6 protein-coding genes are annotated in these 13,877 nt (G+C 61.9%); 4 read left to right on the top strand and 2 right to left on the bottom strand.

Going from position 1 to position 13,877, the window contains the following annotated elements; genetic code table 11:
* Positions 1-10: 10 nt before the first annotated feature.
* On the bottom strand, positions 11-7,081 hold the full coding sequence (locus J3U87_RS22425) for a choice-of-anchor D domain-containing protein (RefSeq protein ID WP_237378006.1): 7,071 nt from the start codon (positions 7,079-7,081) through the stop codon (positions 11-13).
* A gap of 334 nt (positions 7,082-7,415) precedes the next feature.
* Between J3U87_RS22425 and J3U87_RS22420 the strand changes: the two genes are divergently transcribed.
* The 4 genes from J3U87_RS22420 to cysK all read left to right on the top strand — a co-directional run bounded on the left by J3U87_RS22420 (position 7,416) and on the right by cysK (position 12,516).
* Positions 7,416-7,805, top strand: a complete 390-nt coding sequence (locus J3U87_RS22420) for a BlaI/MecI/CopY family transcriptional regulator (RefSeq protein WP_237378005.1) — start codon at positions 7,416-7,418, stop codon at positions 7,803-7,805.
* A gap of 1 nt (position 7,806) precedes the next feature.
* Entirely contained in the window at positions 7,807-9,402 is a 1,596-nt protein-coding gene (locus J3U87_RS22415) for a M56 and MltD domain-containing protein (RefSeq protein ID WP_237378004.1), read from the top strand.
* A 1,296-nt stretch (positions 9,403-10,698) separates the two neighbouring features.
* Complete coding sequence (locus tag J3U87_RS22410) at positions 10,699-11,229, top strand: GNAT family N-acetyltransferase (protein WP_237378003.1); 531 nt, start codon at positions 10,699-10,701, stop codon at positions 11,227-11,229.
* Between the two features lie 339 nt (positions 11,230-11,568).
* Positions 11,569-12,516, top strand: a complete 948-nt coding sequence (gene cysK / locus J3U87_RS22405; protein ID WP_237378002.1) for a cysteine synthase A — start codon at positions 11,569-11,571, stop codon at positions 12,514-12,516.
* A gap of 112 nt (positions 12,517-12,628) precedes the next feature.
* Here the strand turns inward: cysK and J3U87_RS22400 are convergent, their stop codons facing one another.
* A complete protein-coding gene (locus tag J3U87_RS22400; protein WP_237378001.1) occupies positions 12,629-13,654 on the bottom strand; it encodes an NAD-dependent epimerase/dehydratase family protein in 1,026 nt (341 codons plus the stop codon).
* Positions 13,655-13,877: the final 223 nt, after the last annotated feature.

The raw sequence follows: 13,877 nt of genomic DNA, 5'->3' as shown, positions 1-13,877 counted from the left end.
CCGAGGCTCGTCAATATCGAGGGAAGGGCACCCACACCAGGGTCGAGTCGCGGTACTGGTCGTCGACGTAGACCTGAAGTACCGCCAGGCCCAACCCGATGTAGGGGTGGTAGGTCAGTTCGTACTCCGCCGAATGACCGGCGCCTTGCAGGGAGCCGAGCAGATGGTCGAAGACGGGAGGTTCGAAAGGCGCGTCGGCCAGGTCGTAAGGAAGGGACTCCGTGTCGTAGGCAAGTTCCACGCGAATTCTCGCCGCCTCGCGACCCATGTTGGTCACTTGCAGACGTTCGATCTGCGGCTCGTTCAAATCCTCGTGGGGCGGGCGATAGAACACGCCCTCCGGGAAGTACCACTGATTGAAGGCGTCCAGGTATTCGCCATCGAGTCGGTAGAGCGCCTCGATGGCCGAGCCGCTCCCCCGCAGCAGGTTCAGCGAATAGGTATCGCCGTTGACGGTCAACAGCAGCGAACCACTGTAGGCACGAGCGACTGCCGGCGTGAATTCGAAGGCGACGGTGCCGGAAGTCCCAGGCGCCACCTGAATCTGCGAGGTCACGGGTACGAAGGCCTCGTTGGAGGAGGCGATCGACACCGTCTGGCTCTCGGAAGACGTGTTGGTGAACGCCAACGCCTTGCGCCCGAGCGAGCGACCCGCCGGACCGGAGCCCCAGTTCAAGGTCTCCGAATCCACCTCGAAGGGTCGATCACCCGATTCGAAACGCACCGGCACGCGATGATGGACCGCGCCGCCGACGGAGAAGAGCACCGTGTTTCTTCCAGCTCTTGGATTCACGACCCAGAAATCGAGGTCGAGCGTCACGCTGCCGCGGGCGGGAATGCTGAAGAAGGCCTCTTCCATGAGCAACTCGCCCTTGCCGTCTTGGTCCAGAACGAGGGCACCCTCCAACGTTTGGGCCGTGTTGTTGGTGACCACCATGGGGACGAAGCGGTGTTGGCGCCCACCGAGCGCGCCCAGATCGATGCCGCCGTCCAGATCGGTGGAGAGCGGCGTCGCGGTGGCGAAGCTGCCTTCCGGATGGGCGGGACCGCCACGTCCGGTCACGGTAAGTTGGTGCACCACCCGACCCTTCTCCACGAAACGGAAGACGTGGCTGTCGGTTTGATCGGCGGTCTCGGGTTGGTAGTCGACCACGAAGGGGATTTGATCGCCTGGAGTGCCTCGATGGGACAACTGGAGCACCGTGGTGTTGCCTTGGAGACCGGAATGGTGTGCAACAAATCCGTTGCGTCCCGAATCCATGCTCAATGCAACGAGTTTGTCGCTCAAATTGGCGAGATCGAACGCAAAACTGCGTTTGACGCCTACCGGGACCGTTCCGAAGTCGTAGGTCTCGGGTGCTTCGATTTGGGCCGAAATCACCTCGCCCACGAACGGTTCCGACTGATACGTCTCGACGGGAAGACCCGTGTTCACACCCTCGGCGTCCCGAATGACGGCGGTGACGCGCGCTTCGTATTGACCCGGTTCGTCGGTCACCAGGCCCAGGGTCAGATTGGCGTTACCCGTCAGCACCATGCTGTTGACCCCCCTCACGTTGACATCGAGGTATTGCCGAACGAAGTCCCATTCGAACAACTGGAAGGGTTCCGGCACCGAGAGCTCGATGATGCGCCCGGCAGGCGTATGCTTGCGAATCTGGATCGGACGGCCGAAGCCCCATTTCTTCACTTGGTCGTACCGTTCCCTGTTGGTTCCCGAGGGTGAAACGGGCTTCAGGGTCGTCACGGGTTCGGCGGTGTTCTCGAACGAATAGAGGAAGGTCATCGATTCGGTGCCTTCGCCGCTGAATTCGAGGCAGGCACTGGAACCCTGGGCGTCGCGGAAGCAGATGGTGCCGCTCGCGGGTCCCTTGCGCGGGATGGTGAATTCTAGGAAGTCGGTGCCGTAGCTGCCGGACAGGGGCAGTTGGTACGGACCGCCGCCGCCCTGGCCGCCGTAAGGCGAGACATTGCCGGCGAAGTCACCGGTCCCTTCCACGGTCAGGTCGATGAAGGTGCCGGAGTTGTTGATCAGTTTCAGCGGCAGGGTTACGGTCCGACCCACACCACCGGCGGGGAAACGAACCTCTTGACTGTCGTCGAAGGCGAACACGGTGCCGAACTGGCCCTCCCCTCTCAGGTTGACCTGAAAGCTCTGACCGATTTCGGGCGCGGCGATCTGGAGAACCGCTTCGTAGACGCGGTTGTCCTGTGGACTGAAGGTGAGGATCGTGGACGCGTAGTTGTGGCCGTCGATCCAGATGCCTTCGGTGTTGGTGTGCAAACCGTCGAGCGTGCCGAATGCCGCGTAGTCGGGGCCCGTGATGGTGACGAAGACCGCGGCGCCCAAGCCGCCCTCGTTGTTGATGCGCAGGGGTACCGACTCACGCGTCACGCCGCGCAGGACTTGCCCGAAATCGTAGATCGACACCGGTTGGCCGGGCGTGTTTTCCAGGCTGACGTTGAGTTTGGGCGGCGATTTGGCCGTGCCCTGCAATTGGACTTCGATGGGTGCATCGCCGGGGTGGTTGAAGGTGGCCGTGGCCCGGAAGCTCTCGCCGGCCGGATTCTCCTCACCATTCGGGTCGAACACGAACTCGGGGTAGCAGGGAATGTCGGTGCGCAGCGGACCGCAGGCCGCGGGTGAACCACTGCCGGCCGGGCTTTCCACCAGGCGGAATTTGTCGACATCGGGACCGCTGAGGGTCACGGTGACACCGCGCATGGTGCTGTCGGGTTCGATGTTGAGGAGCTGGGTGGTCTTGGACGCGGTCTCGTTGTCCAGAATCTGTCCGAAATTGAGGTAGCGGCGTGCCTCAGGAATGAACATGGTGCCGGCCTCGGGATCGAAATAGGGCCGACCGCGCAACGACACGGAAACATCCGAACCGTAGTCGGCGGTGAAGACGGCGGTCACGTCGTAGGCCTCGACCTCTTCCTCGGGCGAAAAGGTGATGGTCACCTGGGCCTGGGATTCGGGCGCTTCGTCGTGCGGCAACAATCCGCTGTAGGTCACGGGCGCCACGCTGAAGCCGCGCAGTTGTGCGGCATCGCCTTCCAGGCGAACTTCACCGTTGAGCACGCCGCCCCCGCGGTTGGTGACGGTACACACCACCGAAACGGAATCGCCGGGCGGCACCGCGCCAAAATCGCCGGTAAACCCTTCGGGCCAGATCAGGTAGGGATCGGGAAGGCCGGCGTCGACGGCGGTTCCGGTAAGGTTGATGGATTGCTGCACGGTATCGAACGGATCGAGCAGATCGACGGTGATCTCGTGATGCGCGTGGTGGTCGCCCGCTTCGGTGGGTGCGTAGCGCCACGTGACGATGCGGTGCGCTCCCGGCTGCAACGAGAACACGTCGGTATCGGTAGAGAACGGGCTTTGCGAATCACCCGGGAGGGAGATTTCCAGAACCCGGGTGCTGACGTTGGTGAACGTCATGTCGCGGCTCACGGTATCGCCGATCGCCACGGCATCGCCAAAATGCAGGTCGGCGGGTTCGATGCGCACGAAGGCATCGCGCAAGGCGACCCACTCGCTGTTGGCGGTCGGCACGTGGTGTTCCCCGACGCCGCGGATCCGCCAGCGATAGTCGCTCTCGGTGTCCAGAAAGACGCCGGAGTTCGGGTCATGGGCTGCCAGCCAGGCGGCGCGATCCACGGCCGAGGCGACCTGGGCCTCCACGGCCGCCACCAACTGGTCGGCACCCAGGACCCAGCTCGAACCGGTCACGTCGAAGACCAGCGTGGGCAGCGAATCCTTGCCAAATTCGAGAATGTAGCCGTGGGAGTTCCCCTCCCAGGAAAAGGAAATGTGGTCGAGATTTTCGATCTGAAGCGCTTGGGGCTCCAGGCTGGTGGGGGCCGGATCCAGTTCGGGAATATGGTCTTGGACGACCAGCGGGCGGTTCAGGGCGTCCCATTGGAGCACGGATCGAAGCACGCCGTTGCCGCTCTCCACCTTCTCGACCTGGTTGGCCGCGTTGTAGTGATTGCGGGACACCAGATGGCGCGGTTGGCCCGTGGCGGGATCCATCGCGTGGGTTTCCACGAGCCGGTCACGCGCATCGTACACGTAGTACCAGGCCGGCCCACCCGCTTCGAACTTGCGCAGCAACAGGCCGCGGTCGTTGTAGACGTAGCGGGTGGTGCCCTCCGTTTCGGGGTGCATCTCCAGGACCATCCGATCCAACCAATCCTTCTTGATCATGCGGTAGTGGTCGTGACCTTCCGGCTGAATGACGGTGACCAGGAGGTCGCCGTCGAAGCGATAGGAGAAGTGGGTGTACTTGATTTGTCCGGGGGTGTCGGCGGTTTCCATGCCGGCATTGACCTGGCGCTCGAAGAAGTCGGTTCGCGCATGCAGTTTGCCGGTGCGTCCACCCAGGTTGTAGTAACTGGTCTTCACCATATCGCCGTCGGTCAGGGCCGAGTAGGTGAAGTTCTTTTCCTGCAGGTAATCGCCCTGCGCCAATCGGCTCGGCGACGCCGAAGTCCACTCGCGGCGAAGCCGACCCTGCACGTCGAACTCGCGTTTGACGACGGCCTTCACGACGGAGGCGCCGCTGGCCGGATCTACGTCCAGCCGCGTCACCAGGCGTGCATTGCCCAAAAGATCGTATTCGGTCCGGGTGTGCTCGCCTTCCACACCCGCCTGGACGTTGTGGGCTTCGGCGATGGTCCGGTCGAAGATGTCTCGTGTTTCGCGCTCCCACCGGTCACTCCGCTGCGTGAGCACGGAGTGATTGCCGGCCAGGAGTTCGGCGGGGGTGGCGTAGCGGGTCAGTTCGTCGACCTTTTCGCCGTCCAAATTGGAGACCCGAACGACTCGGCCGTCGTGGTCGTAGGTGTAACCGGTTCGGACGCCATCCACTTCTTCTTCCTTGACGGTCTCGTCGATGTTGTAGAACCGAACCTCGGGCAGTCCCAGCGGAGGCTCGACACGGCTGGGCTGGCCGAATTGGTAGGCGGTGTACTGGGTCGGCTGGCCGCTGCTGCCGGTGGTCGTGCTGCGTTGCAATCCGGCATAGGGGCCGCCGTTGTAGTAATCGGTGATGGTGCGAACGTAATTTCCGGAGCCGGCGTGGAGCCGTCGTTCGGTCACCAGCGGCCAGATCAGTTCCGCGGGCGTACTGCCGGGAACGTATTGGTGAGGTTCGAGGCGGTAGTCGTTCTCGATTTTCTTGATCGTGCCGAAGGCGAGGCCGTCGTGGCGAATCGCTTCCTCGGCGCCGCGGCGTCGGGCCAGGATGTAGGCGTGCCCGGCCGCGCTCTGTCCCGGCTGGACCACGGCGTAGATGCTGTCGTAGGTGAATCGCTGCCGCGACGCCGTGCCGGGATCGGTCTCGGGGTAGCGGATGAGCTCGGTCGCCTGCAACAGGGCGCCTTCCAGTCCACCGGCCTGCGGGCTCATGCCCTCGTCGCGGTTGTAATCGTAGGTCAGGTCCAGCACCGTCCAAATCCCGTCGGACTGTTTGCGGTAGCGTGTCGGACGTACGTGATGGAGCTTGTGGGTATCGGCTTCGACCACTTTATGAATGGTGCCCTGGTTCAACAGCCAGGAGGGCGGCGTCCCTACCGTGTTCCAAAGTGCCACGCGCGAAAAATCCCAATCCTCGCGGGTCGTCGACAGGGTTCCGAGGCCGTCCGTATAGCTGGTGATCCGGTGTTTGAGCTGCCCGGCCTTGAAGGTCAGGCCTTCCAACGGATTGTCGTCGGTTCCGGGGCCGTTGTTGTAGTAATAGCTGGTGCGCTGTAACGAAGGACCGCCCTGGAGGTCGCGGGCGTCCAAGGTGACTTTCAGCCAGCTATGCGGGGCCGGTGCCGCGCCGATCTCGGTCCCCAACCCGATCCCCTTTTGATAGTCGTAGCTGTAACGGTAGAGGTCGGAACCGGATGCCTGGCGCTTGGTGATCGAAAGCACGCGCAGGTGCTTGGTCGGATAAAAGCGATCGTGTTCGATTTCGACCAGACCGTGCGTCAGGGCGACTTCCAGGCCGCTGGGCAGCCGAACCGAATCGAGCACGTTCAGGCCGCGAACGTAATCTTCATCCAGCGTCTTCCAACGCAGTTCGGTGCGGTAGCCCTCGGGCGTGGTGACACCGGCCAACCGCGTGTAGTCGCCGCTTTGCACGTAATCGAAGCGCATCAACTTCTTGGTGGTGGCGAAGGTGTTGGCGGGCGTGCCCAGACCCAATTCCTCCAGGTAGCCGGCGAAGGGTCCGCTGCCGTAGTACTTGAAAAAGAGGCGGCGGTACCAGTCGTCATCCACGTGGGAGATCTTGATCAGGTCGGTGGCCTTGGGGTCGGCGTTCGCCGGTTCGGTCAAATCGTTCAGGTAGGTGATCGTCAGCCGGCGGCCGTCGGGCGCTACGATCTCGACGGGATAAAAGACCAGGAGCGTCTGCGGATCGGCCAGTTGCGCTGCGCTCAGAACACCACCGGGCACATGCCCGAGGTAAGGCTCGAAAACGGTCTTGGTGCCGTTGGGATCCAGCAGGTAGTAGCGGCCCTGACCGAAGGGCACGTCCAGGTCGCGGGTGATCCGGCGCAACTGGGCGTCGATGAAGTGGTGGTTGTCGTATTCGGTTTCGGGATCGATGTCCTGGAACAGGTAGTCCCGCTTGAACTGGGTGCCGTTGCCTTGCGGATCGATGTAACTGACGCGACCGTTGGGCAGGCGTTTTTCCAATGGCGGCGCGTCGTCCATGGGGTTGTACACCAACAGGCGTCCGTAACCCAAATCCGCATTGTGGCCGATGATGGACGACCATTCCGATTCCACGCAATTCTGTGGTGTCTCGCACTGGGTCACGCGCCGGCTGGATCGCACCGCGCCCTGCAGCGCCAGTCGACCCGGGCCGATCGGCGGTAGGTTGAAGAGCAATTTGCCGGTGGTGTCGTTGTAGACCACACCATGGAAGTCGAGGGCCTCGCCGAGGTCGTCGCGATCGGTCTGGAACGGATCGATTTCGACCTCCGGGCTCTGGGCGACCGCCGCCGTGCCGATCCAAATCAGCACGGCCGGCAAGATCAGCCGGATGGACGCGAATAAAAAGGTTCGCGATAAGGACGGGGACATACATTTCTCCTTGATTGGGCTCCGAGTATTCGCGCCACCGCCGGATCTTGGCTCGACCGAAGGGCGACAGCCCTTCGCTTCGCGATCCGGCGCGGCCGCGGGAGAGCGGGTCGTAGGGCCACCACAAACCGATGCGCACCGCTCGACCTCATGTGGGTTCGCCGCATTCGGGGAGAAATCTCCAAAGGGAAATGCAAAATTTTTGAAAAGGGGTGTCGGAACAGACAAACCGGGCACCGTCTCGGCGCCCAGCACGATTCAACTAAGTTTTTAGTTGAATTCAAACTAAAACTTTAGTTAAAATCGGTCATCCACTCGCAGAAGAGGCATGCCCATGGTCCGCAAGACACATAATCCGAACAAGTTACTCACCCAGACCGAACTGGAGCTGATGCGCATCCTGTGGCGCATCGGCGAGAGCAGCGTGCACCAGGTGATCGAGGCTCTCCCGCCCGATCGGCCCCTGGCCTACACCTCCGTCTCCACCATGCTGCGCGTCATGGCCCAGAAGGGATTCGTCACGGCGCGGAAGCAGGGCCGCGGTCACCTGTACCAGCCCGCCATCGCACGACCCGACTACGAGTCCAAGAGCGTCGATCACCTGCTCGAAGAGGTTTTCGAGGGCGCACCGCTGGCGCTGGTCGCGCGCCTGCTGGATACCCGAAACCTGACGGCGGAAGAGCTGGCGGCGATGCGTCGCCTGCTGGAAACGCGGGGTGAATGACATGGATTCGATGGAACTGCTGCTGTATTACTTGGAAGTCCAGTTGCTTTGGGTGCCCGTGAGCCTGATCGCCTTCGGTTACGGCCGTTGGGCCCACCAGCAATGGGGCTGGATGACCGCGACCTCGTTACTCAAGCTTCTCTACTTGATGGGGTTTCTCACGCTCCTCATGCCCCTGGCGGTGAACCTGCTGCCCGGAGAGCCATTTTTGTCTTCCTCGGCTCATCTGTGGATGGACGACCAGGGCGCGACCAAGCTGAATCTGGGCAGTGCCGCGACCGGGGTCCCGATCGCGTCGGCCGATTCCTGGGTCCAGGCCATTCCCCTCGCGAATCTGTCCCTGATCTTCCTCCTGTTCCTCGCGAGTCTGGCCGCTTTGGCCCTCTGGCCCATGATCGGCGGATTCCGCAAGCTGCACGGCCTCTACGAGCGCGCCCTGACGGTCCGCGAAATCGGCCGAGTCAGCGTGCGCGTGACGGACGAGATCGACGTGCCGGTGTCCTTCAAGCTGCCGGGCCGGGCGGTGGTCCTGCTGCCGGTGGCGCTGCTGGAAGACGCGGATCAATACCACATCGTGGTGCGGCACGAATTACAGCACCATCGTCAAGGGGACACGGCGCTCGCCTGGCCGCTCTTCGTGCTGAGGGGGCTCTCCATCTGGAACCCCTTCTTCCTGCTCTGGCACAAAACTCTTTCGGACACCCAAGAATACGCCTGCGATGAATCGCTTGTCGGCCGCAAGATGGTTGCGCCGCAGGCCTATGGCCGCTGCCTGATCAAGGTGGCGGAGCACGCCCGGGCCACGCCCGCCCTACCCAGCGGTACCATGGGTATGGCGTCGCGTGGTTCGGCAACCATCCTCCAAAGGAGAATCGACATGATGTTCCAAACTCGACCCCGGCGGAAGTCGGTCACCGCACTGTTGGCCACGACGGCCTTGGCGTTGTTGTCCCTTTCGGCCCTCGCCGCCGGTGACCTGGTCCTCGACCGCCGCATCGGCATGGACGAGGTCCGGGTTCTGGCCGAGAACACGGCCAGCCACAGTGTCTTTCCCGTGGTCGCCAACGACGCGGTCCTCGACCAGCTCAACCGTCTCGTCGGCCATCCCAAGGGCCGCAAGTTCATGCGCTCGGCGCTGGAGCGGATGGCGCTACACCAGCCCACCATCGAGACCAAGCTCAAGGCCTACAACCTCCCGGCCGAACTGATGGCGGTCCCGATTCTCGAATCGGGATACCAATCCCTGGCGCCCAATTCGCGATTTCCCCACGCCGCCGGTATGTGGCAGTTCATTCCCGATACGGCACGCAAGTTCAACCTGCGCGTGGACGAAGAGGTGGACGAGCGTCTCGACGTGGTTCGGTCCACGGATGCCGCGTTGCGCATGCTGAGCGCACTGGAGTTGCAATTCCAAGATTGGGGTTTGACGATGCTGGCATACAACGCGGGCTCCCAAAAGGTGCTGAGCGGCATCGAGGCGACAGGCACGCGCGATCCCTGGGCGCTGATCGAGCAGGGCTACGAAGGCGATCGCCATTACCTGAGTCGCTTGACCGCCATCCTGATCATCATGAACCATCCCGAGCTGTTGGACTGATCGCGAATCCATCGCGGAAGGGGGCCAGGAAGCGTCCAGCTTCCTGGCCCCCTTCTCCACCGAAGCAAGCAACCCAAGCAACAGCAATTAATTGCGCCAAAGAGCGAAACCGATCGTTCCCCTCACGGCGCACCAACGAAGTCCCACCGTCCAAGGTCCCCGCATCGGGAGAGGGCCGTCGAGCCTGTAGGTTGGCCCGCCGGGCCGACGCGTCGAAGCAACCCCAGCAACAGCAACCCATTGCGCCAAAGAGCGAAGCCGATCATTTCCCTCACGGCGCACCAACGGAGTCCCACCGTCCAAAGTCCCCGCATCGAGAGAGGGCCGTCGGGCCTGTAGGTGGAGCAGCTTGCTCCACCATTCGAAGCCACATAACCCCATATTTTCGAACTCTTTAAGAGCGAAGCGTCTCCAGTTGGCAGCCACGCGTTCATTGAAACCCCAATCTGCGAGAAGCCCGCATATTGAGAGGGCCGCCAGGCCTGTATGTTGGCCCGCCAGGCCGACGCGTCGAAGCAAGCGCGTAAGCGACGCAAGGCCTGTAGATTGAGCAGCCTGAGGCTGTGGGAAAACGTCGAAAATGGACTGAATTCGGTTTGGCTGTATTGGGTAAGTCCTTTGAATACAATTCGATTAACCAAAAAACTATCTACACGAGCCATGTTTTCACACGCTCTCAGCCTGCGCAACCCATCAAAGCGATTGTGATGCGCTGAGGCGAGGCGATCGAGAGAATCGGAATCTCGGCTTTGACCTGCTCGGGGGAGTGCGACGCTTTGCACTTCGGCTCGCTCGCCTGTCGAAGCGGTCGTCGCTTCGATTGGTGGAGCAAGCTGCTCCACCTACAGGCTCGACGGCCCTCTCACGATGCGGGGACCTTGGACGGTGGGACTTCGTTGGTGCGCCGGAAGGGAACGATCGGCTTCGCTCTTTGGAGTAACCCACTTCCGTTGCACATGTTACTTCGACGCGTCGGCCCAGCGGGCCAACCTACAGGCGCGACACCCCTCTCACGATGCGGGAACTTTGGCGTTTGCGACTTCGGTGAGGTACGGTGACGGGGATATTCCGCTTCACTCTTTGGTGTATATGGTTGACACCGCTTGGGTCCACTATACGGAGCAGGTTGGCCAGGGCGGCCCCCTCACCTACAAGCACGACTGCCGCTTTCGGCAAGTGGGGTACTTCGACCCAGGATCCCTTCGCGTCGCCGCCGCCCACCTTCCAAATCCCATGACCCCGACGTCCTTTCGCGTTATAGTGAGCCATTCGAAATCCAGCATCGAGAGAACGCCGATGACCGCCGCCGAAACCTGGACCACCGAACGACTCATCCTGCGCAAACCCATTCGAGCGGACGAAACAGGCGTCTTCGCCTATGCCCGCGATCCCGAGGTCACGCGTTTCATGAGCTGGCCCCGCCATACGCACCTGCGCGATACGCGTGAATTTCTGGAATTGAGCGATTCGTGCTGGGAGACGTGGTCGGGTGGGCCCCTGCTCATCTGCGATCGGGCCACTGGCGCGGTGCTGGGCAGCACCGGCTTTTTCTTCGTCTCCAAAACGAGAGCCGAAACCGGATATGTGTTGGCCAGGAAATGGTGGGGCCGCGGCTATGCGACCGAGGCACTGAAGGGCACCCTGGCCCTGGCCCCGGAACTCGGGCTGCTCGATGTGTACGCCAAATGCCATCCCGAAAACCCGGCTTCGATTCGCGTGCTGCAAAAGTGCGGTTTCCGCGATGGAGGCCTCACCGACGAAGACGAAGCCTTTCCCAATCACGAAAAAGGCGCGGTCAAAGCTCTGGTCTTTTTAAAAAATTTGTAGGCGCCGAGAAGACCCGTCCCGCTCCTCCGTTTTACGACGATTCGCCGCCGAGAGCAGGGTTCCGCACGATGGATCGAAATCCATGGAGCCCAGCATAAATCTCTAAAAGCAATCGCCTTGGGATGCTCGACTCGCGACTTCCCGCCAGCGCGGCGATCCTCGGATGCGACTGGTCACCCCATTTCCGGCCAGGTGTTTCCCCGCCAAATCGGTATCGAAAAACCGAATGTGATTTCCATTCAATCTGCCTGGAATAGCATCAGGGGGTGCCGCAGTTCTCCATTTTGGGGTTTAATCTAGGGAACTCGGGGGGAGTATCAAAACCAAAGAGGTAGCAAAATGACCATTTACGATTCCGTGGACAAGGTAATCGGCAATACGCCGCTGGTAAAAATTGCGGATGCCACCGAGGACTGTGCCGAGGTCGTTGTCAAGTTGGAATACCAAAACCCGGGTGGAAGTGTGAAGGATCGCTTGGCACTGGGCGTGATTCGCGCGGCGGAAGAGTCGGGAGAACTGAAACCGGGCGGGCTGATCGTCGAGGCGACCAGCGGCAATACCGGCATCGGTATCGCCATGATCGCCGCGGCTCGCGGATACCGTCTGATCCTCACCATGCCGGACTCGATGAGTCTGGAACGCCGTCGCATCCTGGCGGCCTACGGTGCCGAACTCGTGTTGACTCCTGGAAAAATGGGGATGAAGGGAGCCATCGCGAAGGCCAAGGAAATCGCCGAAGAAAAGGGGGGATTTCAAACACTTCAGTTCGACAATCCCGCGAATGCGGCGATTCATTACAAAACCACGGGCCCCGAGTTGGAACGCGACACGGACGGGGCGCTGGACGCCCTGGTCGTCGGTGTGGGAACCGGCGGAACCCTGGCCGGCGCGGGCGCCTACCTGAAAGACAAATTGCCGAAGATCCGCCTGGTTGCGGTGGAACCCTCGGACTCGCCCGTCCTGAGCGGCGGCGAGCCCGGCCCGCACAAAATCCAAGGAATCGGCGCGGGCTTCGTGCCCTCGATCCTCGACACCAAGCTGATCGACGAAGTGGTCGCGGTAGACCTGGACACGGCCAAAGCCACCTCCCGTCGCCTCGCCGCCGAGCACGGTCTGTTGTCCGGCATCAGCGCCGGCGCCAACACCCACGCGGCCTTCAAGATCGCCCGTGACATCGCGCGCGAAAAAGGCACGGGCATCGGCGCCCGCGTCGCCACGGTCATCCCCAGCAACGGTGAGCGCTACATGAGCACCGTGCTGTTCGAGGATCTCTTCGGGGAAGCGTAGCTCTCCCCAGCCGGTCCAATGACAGAATATGGGTCTTCCCCACGTGGGGGAGACCTATTCACCGGTACGCCCATGGAACCCGGCATCTCGACCCAGGTTCCCGAGTCCGTGTTCAAGGATCGGGGAACCCACGCCCGACGTCACCATCACCGTGTGACTCGTCCACCGGATAGGGGCCTTCTGCGAATTCCTTGGCGTGATAGCCTTTGGTGCCCACCATTGCTGCTAGCGGGCTCAGGGGATCTTCGCCCGATTCCAGACGCGCCACGACCGTCGCGAAGTCGTATTTCGGCCGCCAGCCGAGTCGGGATCTCGCACGGTCGTTGACGTACACGCGGTCGATGGTCGGGAACATGCGCCAACCGCGCTCGGCGTACTCGGATTCGAAATCGACGTAGCGGGCGGCGACTTTGGCGGCATCGCGTCCCAACAGGTCGAGGTCCTCCCGTGAAAAAGGGGTGGTCGCGCTGATGATGAAACGATCGAATCCAAGGGCCGGTGCCCGTTCGATCGCCAGCAAATGGGCCGTGACGGCGTCCTCGACATCCACGCGACGGTACAGGAACTCGTTCACTTTGGCGTTGGTGCCGTCGTAGGTGCTGCGCACGGACTGGTTGTCGTCGTCCTCGGGGAAGAACCGCGATGTGCGAAGGACCAGGCAGGGCATGCGATAGAGATCGTGAAACAGCTTGCAGAGATTCTCCGCGGCCAGTTTGGTGATGCCGTAGATGTTCTTCGGCTGGGGCACCACCGCTTCGGTGACCCAAATGGCCGGATCCCCCGGCGAGGGCTTCATCGCGTGGCCGAAGGTACTCGTGGTGCTGGTGAAGATGAAGGCGGATACCCCGACGGCGCGCGCCTCCTCCAACAGGTGAAGCGTCCCGGTGACGTTGGTGTCCACGAAGTCCTGGCGGCTGTGGGTGGCAACATGGGGTTTGTGCAGCGTCGCGGCGTGGATGACGACCTCGACCCCGCGCATGCAGTGGGCCACGAAGGACCGATCGGTTATCGAGCCCACGTGCGAGGTGTAGGGCGATTCGAGCAAGTCGATGGAAACGACCTCTTCGCCCCGTGCTCTCAACGTTCGAACCAGTGCTTCCCCCAAATGCCCGGCGCTGCCGGTCACCAATACCTTCATGGCCACGCTCCTACCTCTCCGTTCATTCATCCGCAACCTAACACAGGGTTCCCACAACGGAAAGAAATACAGCCCACCAACCACGCGAATGCTCGGAACGGTGGGCACGCCTCGAGCCACCTCGGCAAATATCCTTAATTTCCAGGTTTAACCGGCTGAGAAACAACAAAATAAGTTCCGCATGCCTCTCGAAGAGGCGTCCCCGTCAGCAAGAAAGCCCTCT

It is taken from the genome of Sulfidibacter corallicola, from assembly GCF_017498545.1.
GTDB lineage: Bacteria > Acidobacteriota > Holophagae > Acanthopleuribacterales > Acanthopleuribacteraceae > Sulfidibacter > Sulfidibacter corallicola.
Note: the sequence above shows the minus strand (reverse complement) of the source record. Positions and strands in the feature narration are given on the sequence as shown.

Coding starts and splice junctions, on each gene's coding strand:
- cysK (WP_237378002.1), top strand. CDS start 11,569: ATGACCATTTACGATTCCGTGGACAAGGTAATCGGCAATACGCCGCTG.
- J3U87_RS22425 (WP_237378006.1), bottom strand. CDS start 7,081: ATGTCCCCGTCCTTATCGCGAACCTTTTTATTCGCGTCCATCCGGCTG.
- J3U87_RS22420 (WP_237378005.1), top strand. CDS start 7,416: ATGGTCCGCAAGACACATAATCCGAACAAGTTACTCACCCAGACCGAA.
- J3U87_RS22415 (WP_237378004.1), top strand. CDS start 7,807: ATGGATTCGATGGAACTGCTGCTGTATTACTTGGAAGTCCAGTTGCTT.
- J3U87_RS22410 (WP_237378003.1), top strand. CDS start 10,699: ATGACCGCCGCCGAAACCTGGACCACCGAACGACTCATCCTGCGCAAA.
- J3U87_RS22400 (WP_237378001.1), bottom strand. CDS start 13,654: ATGAAGGTATTGGTGACCGGCAGCGCCGGGCATTTGGGGGAAGCACTG.